Genomic DNA, 16,914 nt, shown 5'->3' on the forward strand with positions numbered 1-16,914 from the left:
TTGTTTGTTGAAAGTAAGCTTCTTTTTATCTCCACTCACAACTTCAAGAGTCATAATGACAAGCTAAAATAGAATGTTAAGTGCAACTAGAATGCTAATAGGCTTATTACGAGTCCACCGATAAGCGTCGCTTAACGCCTATAAAGGCCAGCAACATAAATAAAGCAAACAATGCCCACATTTGTAGCCACTGCGGAAGAACAGTTACCCAATCAGCTCCCATTTGGTTTAACTCCAACATACCTAAAATAGCTGGCACAGCAGGGATAACCTGAGAGACTTGCACTAATAAGTCTGGGATCAAGGCCAACGGCCACACAAACCCCGATACAAAGAGTATTGGCATAGACACTAACAATAACACTTGAGTAGGTAGCTCTCGTTTAACGAACAAACTACTCAATGCAATTCCGCAAGCTGCTGTTGATAATAAAAATGGCAACATGAATAAACTGACTTGCCCCAATGTCGCCTGAACGCTGACATCGTACCAATAGAAGCAATAGCCTAAATAAAAGCTAGAGAACAACGCATAGATAAGGCCAAAAACAGTCAGTCGAGCCCCTATTAATGCGATAGGTGACACTTGATTCCAATAGCCCTTTTTACGCCATTGTCCCGCGCCTAATATCCCTGTACCAATCAGCAAAGTTTGATGCAATATAAGTAAGAATAATCCCGGTACAACATAAGGGGTGTAACCTAAGCTTGGGTTAAATGCTGGAACACTATTAATATTAACTGAGTTTAAGCTTTGCTGAGCCTGCTTAGGGTTTTGCCCTCGCGCTAATAAGCCCACCATTTGAATTTGTTTACCTGCATCCATCCCTGCGCTGATTAACCCCTCTGCGATAGCAGAGTATATGAGGAAGTAACTCGCATCGCCGCCGTAGCTTAAGGTAGCACCTTTACCCAGTAACAAGTTGCGTCTAAATCCCTCGGGTATCACCAACAAACCATGAGCTTTAGACTCAGAAATCCATTGCTGTGCTTCATTTATACTGCCAAGTTGCGCCACAATATTAATTTTGGGGCTCGCATCGGCATGCCTGAGTAACTGCCGACTTAATGAGGAATTATCGTGATCTACCACTACCACCATTTGCTCTGTCGGTACTTGATTTAAATAAGGCAATGGGTACAAAACTGAATAAAATAGCACTCCGCCAAACATGGTCACCACGATGGCTTTATCAGCTAAAATAGCCTTTAGTTCAGCAAGCAATAATTGTAACCAACTCATATGCTCGCCTCTTTATTGGCTTGCTCTTTATTAGATTGCCCTTTATTCACTCGTCCAGAAATTAGCGAGTCAGCTTGTTGAGCCGTACTCTGCTTACCATAGATGACTCTGTATAAACCCCACGCCAAAGCAAGCACAATCAAAAAATACCAATAGGATAAAAATTGCGTTAGTACCTGTTGGAAACCAGCACCATAACTGATCACACTGATATGAGAGTCGATATAGTGGCTTGAAGGCATTATTAAGCGCCACCACTGGGCTAGTTGCGGCATATCATTAACAGGAAATGTCACTCCCATAAACGCAAATGCTGGAGCAAATAACGCGGTACAAAAGCTAACACTACGTGCAGGCTCTCGCATCAGTAAAAATACTAAAATCACTAAGGTCCATAATGCCAGTAGCATCATGACCAATGCCACGACTAATAAACTCATAGAGCCTGCAATTGGCAAACTTAAATAACCGTATAACCACACCAGAATAAAGCTGCCATGAAGCGCCATAATAGGCGTGTAGAAAAGCACTTTGCAGCCAGCTTGACGCCAGAAGTCATCGGGTAAAAGGTAGGTATCATCTTTGCTGATTAACGAATCATTAAGTGAATTAATGAACGTCATCATCGCGAGTAATTGCAGCAGCGCAATCAGCACGGGCGGCACTAAAAAACCAACATAGTTGTTGTTGCGATTAAACAATGCCGTAGTTTGACTAGTGACAGGACTTAAATTTACCGCCACCGAGGCACTATTCACTCCATTAAGCAGTTGCTTTAACCCAGCTACCTCCATCAAGCCTGCACCTAAACTCAGTTGTAACTGGCTAGATAACAGCTTACCAACCAATAAAAACTGGCTGTTATAACGAATATCTACAGTAGGAGTGCCACTGGTTAATAGTGACTTTTTAAATTCATAGGGAAACAAAACAATGGCATAAACTTCAGCTTGTTTCATCGCCGCTTCTGCATCGGCTAATTGGGCATAGGCTATCGGTTTGATTACCGAGTTAGCTGTTAAGTTACGAGTTAGCGTACGGGTTAATTGACTATTGTCTTGATCAACCACTGCTACAGGCAGTTGCCTTGGCAGCCCTGCACTAAATAACCACCAGAGGCACAAAATACTGATAAGCGGAATGTAAGTCACCAAGGCAAGCTGCCAAGGAGAGTTCCATAAGCGCTTAAGTTCTTGTTTTAGCAAAGCCCGCATTTTCGCACCTTAACCTTTGAGAAAACTCATTACGTTAATCGGCGCTCAGTAGCACTGACATACCCACTCTTAAATCAGCAATAGGTCGATTTGGACGGAGTTCTACTTCAAAGGTTCGCATATCAAAGTCGTGACCGCTTTCGGTAGAACGCCAAGTTGCAAAACTGCCCATCACACTAATGTGAGCAATGGTAAACTCTTCGGTTAGCTTTAAAGCTGGGATGGTTAGCGATACTGTTTGACCTTGCTTATAATCAGCTAATTGATCTTCACGCAGTTGCATCACAGCCCAAGCATCTGAAATATCAATCAAGCTAACAACAGGGAAACCGCTTGGTGCTAACTCGCCAGCTTGAAGTAATACTTCGCTAACTTCAGCTACCTTAGGCGAGCGCATTTGGCTGTCGGCTAAAATAGCGTTAACTTCTTTTACTGCACCTTCTGCCATACGGGCATTACCGGCAGCAGCAGCTTTGGTTTCCACTCGTGCACCTTCATCAGCCATTTGATACATAGCTAATGCCGCTTGTTCGGTATATTGCGCCGCTTTCCATTGGGTGAATGCTTCGTCGCGCTTTTGTCTGGCTACTACGCCTTCATCAAATAAGTTTTCCACTCTTTGATACGTCGTCTCCATTAAGTCTGTAGCGGCTTTAGCTTTTAACCATTGCTCTTTTGAGGCGGTGACTTGCTGTTGGCGCGCACCATTATCGGCCTCTTGCTGCATGGCTTTGGCGGCATCTCGACCGCCCTCAGCTTGCATCAGTTTTGCATCTAACTCAGGGCTGTTAATCGCAAATAATAAATCACCTACTTCGACCTTATCACCACGGCGAACCATAACTTGCTCTACTCGACCCGGCACCTTAGATGAGATGTTATATTCACGAGCTTCTATTTGCCCCTGTAAAATGGTCTGTTTCGGCTCAAACGCTAACTTTAGTCCGTAGGCTAATATTCCTAGCAGAAAAATAATTGCGATTACGGCAATAATTCGATTAGCCCGCATGTTGCTGCTCCTGTAATTGGGTTCGACCAATAAATTCGTCCACTTGGCCACTAATAGCCATTAATCTTGCGTAAGCTTGTACATAACGATATTGCGCGCCGAGTTGCTGTGTTTTAACTGCGCTCAGTTTTAGCTCTGCATCCACTCTATCAATTGATGTTGACAGCCCTTGATTGAATGCCAGTTCGCGTAAACGTAGATTCTCTGTCGCTAGGGCAAGTGAGGTATTCAGCGCTTTTACCTCTTCGTCAGCTTGTTGTAATTGACGATAGCTTTGATCAACCAATAAGCTTAAATCTTGTTGAGTTTGGGCTTTGGTGTATTTAGCTTGAAGCAATGCACTTTGAGCCGCCTCTACCTTGCCACTACGACCATCTCGGGCAAAAAGCGGGACATTTACCCCAACGCCAACCATCCAATCAGGCTCTATTTGTGAGAACAAACTGTCATCTTCATACAAGGTGTAATTACCGTATAAATACACCGTCGGATGGTAGCGGCCTTTCTCTAACTGAATAAGGCCATTGGCTTGCGCTTCTTTTGCTTCAAGCAATTTAAGCGCAGGATGCTGGGTTAACGTTAATTGGCTTAAACGCGGTAAAGATGGCGATTGAGGTAGGCTGAATAGCCCTGACGTTGGACTCACATCGGTAAGTTGCAACATTCTAGATAGCGCAATTTGTGCCATTTCATTCTGACGCTTTGAACTGCCTAAGTTTACTTTGGCGTTTTCTAATGCCACTTGAGCATTCAAGCGTTCAACTTTGGCTATCTGACCTTCACGTTCTAACTTTTGCGCATGGGACTCATGCTCAGCCAAAGAATCAACCAATTGTTGATTGGTATTCACTAAGGTTTGGGTCACGGCCACAGCAAAATAACGATCGACTAATTGAGTAAATAAGTCACGAGTGGTCAGTGAGTATTCGTGTTTTTTCTCTTCAACATGAGCGGCATGAATTCCTTGGGCAGCAGTAATTTTACCCCCCGTATAGATTGGCCACATAGCTTGTAAGCTTGCGCGAAAAATATCTTGCTCGGTAAATGGAGTAACAAACATGGAACCAGGAATGGCCGCTAACGCTTCGCCTAATGCAGGAGGTAAACCAGATGGGTCAATTGCCGCTAACGGATTAAGGTCGCGTAAATCGAGTTCAATTGGTTTTTCTAAACGAGTATAACTACCCGCAAGATTTAACGAAGGTAAATTCATATCTTCGCCTGCACGCTCTTCAGCTTCAGCACGGCTAACTTCTTGGGATTGAGCTTTAAGCTTATCGCTAACAGTTAATAATTGTTGCCAAGCGCTGTTAAAGGCTAAGGGCTCTGCGTGAGCCGGAAGGACGAACGAACATAACGCCAGCAAGGACGGCAGCAACCATTTACGCTTTTTGTAAACTGTCGAATCATAAGCTATTGAACCATAAGCTCTGGTAACCGAATAGCTTGAGCTCAATAAACTCGAACTGAAAACTGCTAAATGCCTCATTAACCTCATCCTTTAAGTAGAGCAATTACTCTATTGATGGCGAATTATAACTAGTTTTACTTTTCACATCTACAACAGTGATTTACCTGTATCACATAACTAAAAAAGGTGTCATAACGACACCTTTTGCATTCGACATTCGATTAAGCTGTTCCGCCTACTGTTAAACTATCGAGTTTTAAAGTAGGTTGACCAACCCCAACAGGGACACTTTGACCATCTTTACCACATACGCCAACGCCTTTATCAAGGGCTAAATCATTACCCACCATTGAAATCTGGCTCATGGCTTCAGGGCCATTACCAATCAATGTTGCTCCTTTAATAGCGTCAGTCACTTCACCGTTTTCAATTAAATACGCTTCTGATGCTGAGAACACAAACTTACCTGAGGTGATATCAACTTGGCCGCCACCAAAGTTTGGTGCATAAATGCCTTTTTTAACAGATTTGATCATCTCTTCAGGTGTTGAAGACCCCGCTTCCATGTACGTATTAGTCATACGTGGCATAGGTAAATGAGCATAAGACTCACGACGACCGTTACCTGTTGTCGCTTCACCCATCAAGCGGGCATTTAGCTTATCCTGCATGTAACCTTTCAAAATACCGTTTTCAATCAAGGTGGTTTTTTGAGTTGGTACACCTTCATCATCAATGCTCAGTGAGCCACGACGATCTGCAATCGTGCCGTCATCTACCACTGTAACTAACTCTGATGCCACTTGCTGGCCAACTTTTCCGCTAAATGCACTGCTGCCTTTACGGTTAAAGTCACCTTCTAAACCATGACCAACCGCTTCATGGAGTAATACACCAGGCCAACCATTGCCTAGCACCACTGGCATTTCACCTGCTGGAGCATCAATCGCGTTCACATTAACCTGAGCTTGGCGAACTGCTTCACGGGCAAATTCAAAACACACAGGTAATCCGGCATCATCAGTAGCAAGAAATACACTGTAGTCATGACGGCCGCCGCCACCTGCACTACCACGTTCACGTTTACCGTTATCTTCTAAAATCACGCTACAGTTAAAACGCACTAAAGGACGAATATCAGCAGCCAATGTGCCATCACTCGCGGCAACTAAAATCTCTTCGTGAACCCCAGAAAGGCTAACCACTACCTGAATAATACGGCTATCAAGACTTCGTATGTAAGCATCAGTTTGTTTTAACAAGTTAATTTTTGGCGCTTCTTCCATTGCAGCAATCGGGTCTGCACTATTATATAAGCTGTTAGTCTGATGGCGTTTAAAGGCATGAACCTTATGTTGCTGGCCAGCTAGTGCAATACCTCTGGCCGCTTCAGCAGCTGATTGCAGCGCAGCAGGAGTAATTTCATCAGCGTAAGCGAAACCGGTTTTTTCACCAGTGATAGCTCTTACACCCACACCACGCTCGATGTGGAAACTACCCTCTTTGATAATGCCATCTTCAAGCGCCCAAGTTTCGTGACGGCTTCCTTGAAAGTACAAGTCTGAAAAATCGATATTATGTTGGTGAATAACCTTCAGATAATCTTGTAGACCATCTAGGGTTAACCCATCTTGTAATAAACTTTGTTCTACTTGAGCTAGAAATGGCATTAATTCTCTCTTTAAGCCTTTTTGGCTTCTAAAATGATGCTAATCAATCACATGCTTAATGCTGCAATTGTCGATAATCTGTATTTATAACGGTTCAGCGTGAAGTTAGATTTGTTTAATTGAGTATTCTAAGTTATCTCAACTTAACAGCTTAGGTATATCAAATCGGTTATGTTGAGCCACTGGGATTTGTTGCCTGATTTTATCAAGCTCTGATAAATCGACTTTACTTTGAACCCAGCCCAAACCTGTTTTCCGCTGGGCAACAATGCGCCCCCAAGGGTCAACAATCATGCTTTGGCCCCATGTTTCCCGGCTACCTTGATTATGTTGCCCCCACTGATCGGCAGCTAACAAATAGCACTGACTTTCAATCGCTCGTGCCTGAACTAAGGTTTGCCAATGTGCTTCACCTGTTACCTTGGTAAATGCTGACGGTAAGGCTATAAAATCAGCTCCAGCAAGTCTTAACGCCCGAAACAAATCAGGAAAGCGAATATCGTAACAAATGGCTAAGCCGATATTGCCAAATGGGGTCTTAACTACTGTAATACGCTCACCGGGGCAAAAAGTATCACTTTCTCGATATGACTTGGTATTGTCGGCAACTTCAACATCAAATAAGTGTAACTTATCATAGCTACCTAAGGTATCACCCGAATCATCAAATAGATAACTGCGGCTATAGACGCGTCCATCTTCAGCTGAAATAGGTATGGTACCCGCCACCATATAAACATGATGCCGCTTGGCTAGACCCGCTAAGGACTTTTTAAGCTCACTAGTTTGGTCATCCCCCGCAATCGCTAACTGCTGTTGCTCTCGACCACCAAACATTAAGCTACATTCAGGTAAAACCACTAACTGTGGTTCTGCTTTCACTCGAGGAAGAACCTTAAGCTGCGAGTCGATAAACGCCAGATTGGCTGCTACATCTTTGCTGCTCTGACATTGCAGTAAACTGATTTGCATCCTTGCCTCCTTGGCTTGCCTTTTGTGCGCACACGCGTCGTTTATAATCTATAAAAGATAGCGTATTGCTATCGGTACTGACATTGGTATCAGTTTCAGAGATGTCTTCGTCACTTACTTTGTCACTTCCTTCGGTAATTGCTTCTGTACCTGATTCAGTAATTACTTCTGTACTTGATTCAGTAATTACTTCTGTACTTGTTTCAATATTAGTGTCGGAGCTTCCTTCAACACTAGATTGCGAGCCCGTACTCACTGACGATTCGGTGACTTCAGGAGACTCGGTAACTTTAGAAATCACGGAAGGATCTATTGCAGCATCGGCTTCTGGCTTTAGCTCTTCACCATCGGTTGGCTGCGTACTGCGTGGAAAAATTGACTCAGGAATTTCAATCTCTTTACTCTTACGTTCTAATTCATCTAATTGTGGGTCTGTCATAGTACCGCCTAAACGGAAACGAATTTCAGAGATTACCTCAATCACAGGTTCCAACACTTTTGTTAATGCAAATGCACCTAACCCCAGTGTCCACGCACTGGTACTCAGTAATACCACTGTCGGTACACTAGATGCCAATTGCGGAATAAAACGAATATCGTAGTTTAAACTTTGAGTCGTTAAATCAGTATAACCACGCACTTTCATGTTGCCTGCGATCGCATCCATTTCAGTATCAGTGGTTTTAACAACGCCATTATCAATATCTAATGAGCCGCTAAAAGAGTCAAAATAGAGCCCTTTACCAAACACATCTGAGAAATCTAACGACAGTTTTCTCACCAGCGAATCTAAACTAAACAATGAAAATATACGTGCGCCTTTATCACTGATTTCTGAAAGGTAACCTTTACCTAAATCAAATCTTAACTTACCGTTCAAGGTTTCAAGTGAAAAAGCGTAAGGCGCGCCTTCCCAAGAAAACTCACCCACCATATCCACTGGCGCATCTTTAAGCCCAGGATTAATGCCAAGTGCCTCTGATAAGGCATCAAACTTACTAGCCTTTATATCAACATCAAATTTGGTCAGACTTTTACCATCAGCGAAGGTCCAGTCACCAGAAGCCTGCATACTGACGATTGGACGAGTTAAGGTTAAGGTCTGAAAGCGATAACCATTTTCGTAAGGAATACCTTGCAGCACTAGATGACCAAGTTTTGCGTTATATAACCCAAAATCATCCACATCGACCGCTAGCGGCGGTAAGTTATCCAGCAAGTTGTCCGGTGTATATTCCGCCTCTTCTGGAGGTTTTACCTCTAGTGATAAATGCAATTTACTGGCAACAATTTTAAGCCCTTGTTCGCGCCAGCTTGGATAAAAATCAATATGACCATCAAGTTGCTCTGACTGAATATCAAAACGCCATACATGCTTTAATGGTTTTGCTGCAAAAGTTAAATTATCGAACTTTTGGCTTAAAATATTCAAACTGCCGATACGCGCATCAATCAGGGTTAATGGCGGGAAAAAGCTTACTCTATCATTTTGACCTTCGACATCATCAATAACTAACCCCTTGTCAGTGTCAGACTCAGTGTCAGAGTTGCTTACTTGAGTTTCTGACAATTGGTTACCTGATTTTGAAGCGCTAGCTAATTGATTATTATCAATCGTCTTATCAACAACCGAGTTTGTTTCATTCTCATTTTCTGGTTCATTAACTGATGAACCATTCGCACTTGATGCTTGCTGTCCTGAGGCTAGGATGATTTCTGTCGGCGCAATTGATTGAGTGTGAACAATCGTGTCAGCCAATGCTGTGATAGTTTTATCAGAAGTTATTACATCAGAGATTATTTCATCAGAGATTATTTCATCAGAGATTGATTTTTCAGGAAGCGCATCAATAGATGAATTAACCTTCTCGGTGAACTTACTAATAATCGGTAACCATTGCGTTAGTTCGGCTTCAGGTAAGTCGATTTGAATATGCCCATCACTTTTTTCGAGTTTGTCACCCAACTTAAAATGACGACCTAATAGCAAATCGTAATGAGCAAGATAGTCACCACTTTGTTCGTTAAAGCCGCCCCAAAACTCAGCATCTTTATCCAACTTAATGCTTAACGATGATTGTTTGTTATCACCTACTAACTCTGCGCGTAGTGATTTTGCTAGCTGGGCGTTTTTATTAAATGGCGCAGGTAATGACAACGCAGTGCCCACTAAGTCTGAGTTAACCTGAACTTGTAATCGATATCCAATAGGGTCGAATATCATTGTGACTGCGCCATCCCAAGCCATAGTTCCTGAGTAGTATTCACTTAATGGATTATCAATATAGTCAGGTAAGGTATCTAAATTCCATTCACCACCTATATCAACAGTTAATGCGAGATCGCCTGTATTGGTTTGCTCTGTGGCAAAGTCGAACATCAAGGGTTGTTCAAACAAGTTGGCACTAATTTGCTGACCGCTCACTTCAGCATTATTAAATTCAACATTGCCCGTCACTTGTTCAAGAGTTAAGCCTGGAGTGGTAACATAAACAGTGTTGTCATTAAATTTAATCACACCTTTATTGTCAGCTTTAGCGCCATCATAAAGCGGGATAGTTAAATCCAACTCACTGACGATATCACCAGATATTTGCACCACATTTAGCGTAGGGCTAATTGAATTTTTTAAGGGTGAATTATCAATAACTGCTTTGGCTACATCGGCATCAGCGCCAACTTTTGCTTCTACCCTTAAGGTCGTTTTGTCACCCATATTTGGAATATAAACATGGGCGCCATCAGCAGGAACTTCTAGTAAATTACCCTGATTAACAATGATGTCCATCGCCGCATTTTCAAATAAGGCATATAAACTTAACTCATCAACAGCTGGCCAATCTGGCTGAAATAAAAACGCACCATCGTTGAGGTTAAATCCAGCTTGAAAAATCCCTGAATTATCTTGATATGGGAACTGATTGAGTTGCCCATGCCATATAATTTTAGCGTCAGGAATTTCCCCTGCCAGCAAGGAATTATTTAAATAATCGACTAAGTTGTCACTCATGGTATGCAGCGGAAAATAGCGCCCAGCATTATCTACATCTGTAATTGCCACATTGGCACTTAAGGCTAAATGCGCATCTTGCGCCATATCCAGCTGCATTGATGCTGCAATATCAATATCTGGGTTTGCAAAGTGCACCTTAGGCATGGTTAAACGAGATTGTTCAACATTATATTGAACCTGAAATTCATCACCTTTAAGTGCTAAAGGAGCCTCAAAGCCACCTTTAAAATCGAGTATGTAATCTTGCTCAGGAAATTCAGCATTTAATAAACCATTAGCCCACGAGAGATTGAAATCAATTGGGCTAGTGCCTGGAATACTGTCAGATGCGAGCCACTCAAGTTGTGTCACTTCAGTTTTTAATAAAATCGGCTTACCCGGTTCTTTTAAAAGCTGCAATGGTCCAATAAGCCCCTGAGGAGATAGTGCACGCCACTTTTGTACTCCCTTCTCGCCCATTTTAGGAATGAGCGGTAATAAAGGAGTTAATACTTCTGGTGCTATCTCATTTATGCTTACCGATAAATCACTGTAATTTGTTTGAAGTGATAAGTTGAGTTCAGGCCAAGGCTCTCCATTGGTGGAGAAATCTAAATCATGGCTTGTAACTTGCCAACCATTATCCTTGGGCTGCCACTTTAGTGCGCCGCCATTTATCGCGAACTTTTCCTGCTTTTCAGCACTAACCCATTGCAACCAACTCGACTCAAACGTCAATAAACCTGTGTTGATTGTCCGATATTCAATACCTAGCCAAGCTTTAAGATTGACCACACCTTCGAACTCAATATTATCCAGTTTGAGTAATGGATCATGCTGTCTTGACGCCCATTCCCCAAGGTCTAACGATTCAGCTGACAGATAAATTTGTCCAACCAGTTCGTCAGGGTTATACCCGCTGCCATTTAAATCCACCCGTAAAGCCAATAGCTCTTTCTCAGAAGCTTCAGGGTCAAGGTGCATAAAACCTTTACCTTGATGCAAACTAGGGCGGTTATGCCAGATAAAATTACTGATGAAAATCGGTCGGTAATCGTGATGATGACTTAACAGCTGTAGTGTACCGTCACTGATAGAAAAGTACTCTAACTGCTCTAACAATAGTGCATATAGCCAATCTAAACTGGTATTACTGACGGGTTGCGAACTTCCTCTAGACAACTCATCGACGTTAAGCGCTACATGAATGCCATCAAAATTCACCGTTTCAATTTTCGGCGATAGTGTTAGCAAGGTTTGCCAAAAATCGAGTTTAAAATGTACCTTGCTGGCGATTAACGTGACAGGCAAGCTTGGTTGAGGAGGAATAACTAGGTTATTAACTGTTAATGCTGGCCCAAAAGCCTGCCACTCGGCAGACAATTTGCCAATTTGAACTTCAATTTGGTATTGGTCGTGCAAGTAATTGATAACTTCATAGCGAGCCTCGGGTAGTTGTGGCAACAAACCACGGATGAGACTGACCGCTAGCGCAAATAGTACTAATACTACGGCTATGGTTTGGAACAGAAAACGACAAGCTTTAACGGTTTTACTTTTGGGCACTACACCATCACCACATCATACTTATTTTGAGTATATAAAGTTTCGTTTTGTAGGCGAATTTGCTTACCGATATAAACCTCTAACTCTGCCAATAAATGGCCTTCTTCAGTGCTTAAACTCTTATAAACTGCAGGTGAGCAATACAGTAAAAACTCATCTGCTGCATAGGCACGGTTTAAGCGAATAATTTCTCTAAATATCTCATATGAAACCGTCTCTACGGTTTTCATTGAGCCGGTGCCATTACACGCTGGACACTCTCCACACACAACATGTTCAAGGCTTTCACGGGTGCGTTTACGGGTCATTTCAACTAAGCCTAAGCCTGAAAAACCACTAACACTGGTTTTAACTCTGTCGGTGGCTAAAGCGGATGTTAAGCTATCTAAAACCCGTTTCTTATGCTCTTCATTCATCATATCGATAAAGTCGATAATGATAATACCGCCTAAGTTGCGCAATCTAAGTTGTCTGGCAATAGCTTGAGTCGCTTCCAAGTTGGTATTAAAGATAGTCTCGGCTAGATTACGATGGCCGACAAAAGCCCCAGTATTAATATCAACGGTTGTCATGGCTTCAGTCTGATCGATGATCAGATAGCCACCAGACTTAAGCTCTACCTTACGACCTAACGCACGCTGTATTTCATTCTCTACATCGTAAAGTTCAAAAATAGGTGATGGGCCGGCATAGTGCTCAATTTTTTCAGCAATCTCAGGCATAAATTCTTGAGCAAAGCCTTCAATTTCATCAAACGTGCGGCGCGAGTCCACTTGGATATGATCAAGTTCAGTACCAACAAAATCACGAATAATGCGTACTTGCAGTGCCAAGTCTTGATACAGCAAGGTCGCACCTTTACGCTTTCTGCGTTCGCTCACTTTAGCCCATACTCGTCGTAAAAATGCTGCATCTTGGGCTAGTTCATCATCACCAACACCTTCAGCGGCGGTGCGGATAATAAAACCGCCATCTTCATCAACATAAGGTTCGGTAATTTTCTTTAAACGGCTTCGTTCTGACTCTTCTTCAATACGCTGGGATACGCCCACATGGCTCGAACCGGGCATGAATACAAGATAACGGGAAGGTAAAGTGATATCCGTGGTTAAGCGGGCGCCTTTGGTTCCAAGTGGGTCTTTAACCACTTGCACCATAATGTCTTGCCCCTGTCGAACAAGCTCAGCAATATCGCGAACAACAAAGTTGCCTTTCTCGACATCTGCGACACATTCAGTGTGAGGCACAATGTCTGATGCATGTAAAAATGCGGCTTTTTCTAAACCAATATCGACAAATGCTGCTTGCATGCCCGGAAGCACACGGCTAATTTTTCCTTTATAGATATTGCCTACAAGACCACGTTTCATGCGGCGTTCAATATGGACTTCTTGTAACACACCATGTTCAACAAGTGCGACCCTTGCTTCAGTTGGCGTGACGTTAATCAGTAATTCAGATCCTTTTTTACGCTGTGCTTTAGTTTGCATAAGCCACCTGTTTAACGCCCCGCTGCAAGGATAATGCATTACTAACGCCTATATTTTTATACTCAGCGCAGTAAAATTCACATGCTTGCGAACGAAAGATTAAGTTAATTCAATATGATTCATTTCATGTAGTAATTCGCGCGTCTCAACAAGAGGTAATCCGACTACCGCTGAATAACTACCCTTTATCGATTTTACAAAGCAGCCACCTAAACCCTGAATGCCATAGGCTCCGGCTTTATCCATTGGCTCTTGTGTATCAATATAGGCATTAATTGTTTCTAGTGTCATATGGCAAAATGTCACTTCTGTCTGACACAATCTGGTGAGCGTTGTGTTGCCATTTGTTACGGCCACTGCTGTCATCACCTGATGAGTTTGACCAGATAAATCAGATAAAATTCTCTGCGCATCTTGTTTATCTGTTGGCTTACCTAAAATCTGCTCGCCCAACACGACAATAGTGTCTGAACCAAGCACCTTAGGTTCAGCTTCATCAGTGCACAAGCTGAGACCGACTTGGGCTTTTTCTATGGCTAAACGAACGACAAAATCAGCAGCTGATTCACCTAATTGATGCGACTCATCAATATCAGGTGCAACCTGCTTAAATGAGAAATTGGCTTCGGAGAATCCCACTTGAGCAAATAACTCTTTGCGTCTTGGAGAAGTAGAAGCGAGAACCCAACCCATAGTTAACGTACCTTATAGCTTCGGCGAATATTTCTAAGCACCCAGAATACCCACCACCACATAAAAATACTGGATATTGCAGGTAAAAACATGGACCAATCAAAGGCTACACCGTTTACTACAAACTCCACCCAATAAATAATAAAGTGGTAAAAGCAAACAAATATGGCCACTAAAATGGACTGCTGCCAACGAGTAAAGTTACGCAATCGCTGCGATTGCATCACTATCACATAAATCACAATCGAAAATGCCAAGGAACGTATTCCCAAGGTTGCCCCCAGTAATACATCTAACAGCACCCCTAAAATCCAAGCAGTTAAAATACTATAACGATGAGGTAATGCCATCGCCCAGTAAATCATCACCATTAACAACCAGTCCGGTCGCCAAGCTTCAACGATTTTAGGTAGCGGCATGATTTGAAACATCATGCCAATAAAAATGGTTACTAACACAACAAAGCGGCCATTTGCGATATGCGCACTCATTGGCTCACCTCATCTTGTGTTTCTGTATCACTATTTTCATCGCCAGGTTCTGATGACTCTGGTGCTAATAATGGCGCTGATACTTCATCTAAGCTGTCATCAGGCCAAATAAGCAATACATAGCGAATACGATCTAATGCCGCTAAAGGCTGAGCAGAAATGACCGAGTAGCTCTGTCCTGCATCGCGAGATATTTTCATTACGCGAGCAACGGGGTAGCCTTCAGGGAAGCGTTGACCTAAACCAGAGGTAACTAGTAAATCACCTACAACAATGTCGGTACTTTTAGCCACGTGACGCAATTCAATTTCGTCAATATCACCCGTGCCCTGCGCCATTGCGCGAACATCATTTCGAGTAATACGGACAGGAATACCATGAGTTGGATCGGTAACCAGTAGGACGCGACTGGTGAGCTCACTCACTTCAACAACTTGACCAACCACCCCTTGTGCATCCACAACGGACTGACCAACAAACACACCTGTTCGTGCACCGTGGTTAAGAACCACATAATGCCTAAACGGATCACTTGCTACTTCCATGACTTCAGCAACGACTTTGCGGGCATCCATATGAACAGGTGAGCCTAATAATGCTCTTAAGCGTTCATTCTCTTGCCTTAAGTGCTCAAAACGTTGCAACCTTTCTGACATCATTAACTGTTGGCGCAGCAATTCTTTATTTTGCATAGCCAGCATGTTGCGGGTAGCAATAGAGTCAGCAGACCAATCCAGCAATAAACCTGGCACATTAGCTAAATATTGTAGGGGACTTAAAACAGAGGAAATAGACTGACGAATAGGATCGAGGCGATCATTAGCGATAAGTAATACCACCGACAAAAAAATTGCCAGTGTTAATCTAAACTGTTGCGATATACCACGAACAAAAATGGGCTTCATAATTTATAGGCGGTGACACTCTAAACACCCTATTCAGAATAAATATAGTATTCAGAATAAACACCGCCATTGTTTCGCTCTTTAGTTCTCTTCAGAGAATAAGTCGCCACCATGCATGTCTATCATCTCAAGGGCTTTACCGCCACCTCGAGCAACACATGTTAATGGGTCATCTGCAACCATGACTGGAATACCGGTTTCTTGCATTAATAAACGATCTAAATCGCGAAGTAACGCACCACCACCAGTTAATACCATGCCACGCTCAGAAATATCAGAAGCAAGCTCAGGTGGAGATTGCTCTAACGCAACCATCACAGCACTTACAATGCCAGATAGCGGCTCTTGTAAGGCTTCAAGAATTTCATTGCTGTTAAGTGTAAAGCTTCTTGGAACACCTTCAGCAAGGTTACGACCACGTACCTCAATTTCAAGTACTTCGTCGCCAGGATAAGCTGTACCAATCGTATGCTTGATACGTTCAGCAGTTGCTTCACCAATTAAGCTACCGTAGTTACGGCGTACGTAGTTAATGATCGCGTCGTCAAACTTATCACCACCGATACGCACAGATGATGAATACACCACGCCATTCAATGAAATAATAGCGACTTCAGTAGTACCACCACCGATATCAACAACCATAGAACCGGTTGCTTCTGACACAGGTAAACCTGCACCAATCGCCGCAGCCATAGGCTCTTCAATTAGGTAAACTTCGCGAGCACCTGCGCCCATGGCAGATTCGCGAATAGCACGACGTTCTACTTGTGTTGCACCAACTGGTACACACACTAAAACTCGTGGGCTTGGACGGAAAAAGCTATTGTTATGCACTTGCTTAATGAAATGCTGTAGCATTTTTTCGGTCACATAGAAGTCGGCAATAACGCCGTCTTTCATCGGGCGGATCGCTTGAATATTACCAGGAGTACGACCCAGCATTTGCTTGGCGTCTGTACCCACAGCAGCTACTGATTTTTGTCCGCTGCTGCCACGTTCGCCACGAATAGCTACAACTGATGGTTCGTTAAGCACGATACCTTCGTCACGAACATAAATTAATGTATTTGCCGTACCTAAATCGATCGATAGGTCGTTTGAAAAAACTCCACGCAGCTTTTTGAACATGTTCTAGCCTGTATTCTGTAACGTCAGAAGAAAGAAAAATCAGGTAACTTTATCAACGCAGCTCAGTTTCTACAAGACCGAACGGGTTAACAATCGCTAATCTTGACGATTTTTTTACATTATTAAT

The 16,914-nt window shown here is 42.9% G+C and carries 12 protein-coding genes; all 12 read right to left on the reverse strand.

Annotation, left to right across the window (positions count from 1 at the left end):
- Positions 1 to 106 precede the first annotated feature (106 nt).
- The 12 genes from AC0L4E_RS16530 to AC0L4E_RS16585 all read right to left on the reverse strand — a co-directional run bounded on the left by AC0L4E_RS16530 (position 107) and on the right by AC0L4E_RS16585 (position 16,787).
- Positions 107 to 1,243: an ABC transporter permease gene (locus AC0L4E_RS16530; protein ID WP_473680272.1), complete on the reverse strand. Its 1,137-nt coding sequence runs from the start codon at positions 1,241 to 1,243 to the stop codon at positions 107 to 109.
- The gene (locus AC0L4E_RS16535) at positions 1,240 to 2,457 is read right to left on the reverse strand and encodes an ABC transporter permease (RefSeq protein ID WP_473680273.1); all 1,218 of its coding nucleotides are present in this window, start codon (positions 2,455 to 2,457) and stop codon (positions 1,240 to 1,242) included. Before AC0L4E_RS16535 ends, AC0L4E_RS16530 begins: the two co-directional genes overlap by 4 nt.
- Before the next feature lie 34 nt (positions 2,458 to 2,491).
- On the reverse strand, positions 2,492 to 3,466 hold the full coding sequence (locus AC0L4E_RS16540; protein WP_473680275.1) for an HlyD family secretion protein: 975 nt from the start codon (positions 3,464 to 3,466) through the stop codon (positions 2,492 to 2,494).
- Positions 3,456 to 4,955, reverse strand: a complete 1,500-nt coding sequence (locus AC0L4E_RS16545; RefSeq protein ID WP_473680277.1) for a TolC family protein — start codon at positions 4,953 to 4,955, stop codon at positions 3,456 to 3,458. The genes AC0L4E_RS16540 and AC0L4E_RS16545 overlap by 11 nt, the downstream gene beginning before the upstream one ends.
- A gap of 143 nt (positions 4,956 to 5,098) precedes the next feature.
- Entirely contained in the window at positions 5,099 to 6,547 is a 1,449-nt protein-coding gene (gene tldD, locus AC0L4E_RS16550; protein WP_473680279.1) for a metalloprotease TldD, read from the reverse strand.
- A gap of 138 nt (positions 6,548 to 6,685) precedes the next feature.
- Entirely contained in the window at positions 6,686 to 7,519 is an 834-nt protein-coding gene (locus tag AC0L4E_RS16555) for a carbon-nitrogen hydrolase family protein (RefSeq protein ID WP_473680281.1), read from the reverse strand.
- On the reverse strand, positions 7,443 to 12,077 hold the full coding sequence (locus tag AC0L4E_RS16560; RefSeq protein ID WP_473680283.1) for a YhdP family protein: 4,635 nt from the start codon (positions 12,075 to 12,077) through the stop codon (positions 7,443 to 7,445). The genes AC0L4E_RS16555 and AC0L4E_RS16560 overlap by 77 nt, the downstream gene beginning before the upstream one ends.
- Entirely contained in the window at positions 12,077 to 13,567 is a 1,491-nt protein-coding gene (gene rng, locus AC0L4E_RS16565) for a ribonuclease G (protein ID WP_473680285.1), read from the reverse strand. The genes AC0L4E_RS16560 and rng overlap by 1 nt, the downstream gene beginning before the upstream one ends.
- Before the next feature lie 99 nt (positions 13,568 to 13,666).
- A complete protein-coding gene (locus AC0L4E_RS16570) occupies positions 13,667 to 14,260 on the reverse strand; it encodes a Maf family protein (protein ID WP_473680287.1) in 594 nt (197 codons plus the stop codon).
- 2 nt (positions 14,261 to 14,262) lie between these two features.
- Positions 14,263 to 14,751, reverse strand: a complete 489-nt coding sequence (gene mreD / locus AC0L4E_RS16575) for a rod shape-determining protein MreD (RefSeq protein WP_473680289.1) — start codon at positions 14,749 to 14,751, stop codon at positions 14,263 to 14,265.
- Positions 14,748 to 15,656, reverse strand: a complete 909-nt coding sequence (mreC, locus tag AC0L4E_RS16580; protein ID WP_473680291.1) for a rod shape-determining protein MreC — start codon at positions 15,654 to 15,656, stop codon at positions 14,748 to 14,750. Before mreC ends, mreD begins: the two co-directional genes overlap by 4 nt.
- 81 nt (positions 15,657 to 15,737) lie before the next feature.
- Positions 15,738 to 16,787, reverse strand: coding sequence for a rod shape-determining protein (locus tag AC0L4E_RS16585; protein ID WP_055022908.1), 1,050 nt, complete (start codon positions 16,785 to 16,787; stop codon positions 15,738 to 15,740).
- Positions 16,788 to 16,914 lie beyond the last annotated feature (127 nt).

The organism is Shewanella sp. GJ50-10 (assembly GCF_055808815.1).

What these genes read in the sequence shown, in the direction of transcription:
- AC0L4E_RS16555 (WP_473680281.1), bottom strand. Translation starts at nt 7,519, where the DNA reads ATGCAAATCAGTTTACTGCAATGTCAGAGCAGCAAAGATGTAGCAGCC.
- AC0L4E_RS16570 (WP_473680287.1), bottom strand. Translation starts at nt 14,260, where the DNA reads ATGGGTTGGGTTCTCGCTTCTACTTCTCCAAGACGCAAAGAGTTATTT.
- AC0L4E_RS16540 (WP_473680275.1), bottom strand. Translation starts at nt 3,466, where the DNA reads ATGCGGGCTAATCGAATTATTGCCGTAATCGCAATTATTTTTCTGCTA.
- AC0L4E_RS16545 (WP_473680277.1), bottom strand. Translation starts at nt 4,955, where the DNA reads ATGAGGCATTTAGCAGTTTTCAGTTCGAGTTTATTGAGCTCAAGCTAT.
- AC0L4E_RS16530 (WP_473680272.1), bottom strand. Translation starts at nt 1,243, where the DNA reads ATGAGTTGGTTACAATTATTGCTTGCTGAACTAAAGGCTATTTTAGCT.
- mreC (WP_473680291.1), bottom strand. Translation starts at nt 15,656, where the DNA reads ATGAAGCCCATTTTTGTTCGTGGTATATCGCAACAGTTTAGATTAACA.
- AC0L4E_RS16535 (WP_473680273.1), bottom strand. Translation starts at nt 2,457, where the DNA reads ATGCGGGCTTTGCTAAAACAAGAACTTAAGCGCTTATGGAACTCTCCT.
- rng (WP_473680285.1), bottom strand. Translation starts at nt 13,567, where the DNA reads ATGCAAACTAAAGCACAGCGTAAAAAAGGATCTGAATTACTGATTAAC.
- mreD (WP_473680289.1), bottom strand. Translation starts at nt 14,751, where the DNA reads ATGAGTGCGCATATCGCAAATGGCCGCTTTGTTGTGTTAGTAACCATT.
- tldD (WP_473680279.1), bottom strand. Translation starts at nt 6,547, where the DNA reads ATGCCATTTCTAGCTCAAGTAGAACAAAGTTTATTACAAGATGGGTTA.
- AC0L4E_RS16585 (WP_055022908.1), bottom strand. Translation starts at nt 16,787, where the DNA reads ATGTTCAAAAAGCTGCGTGGAGTTTTTTCAAACGACCTATCGATCGAT.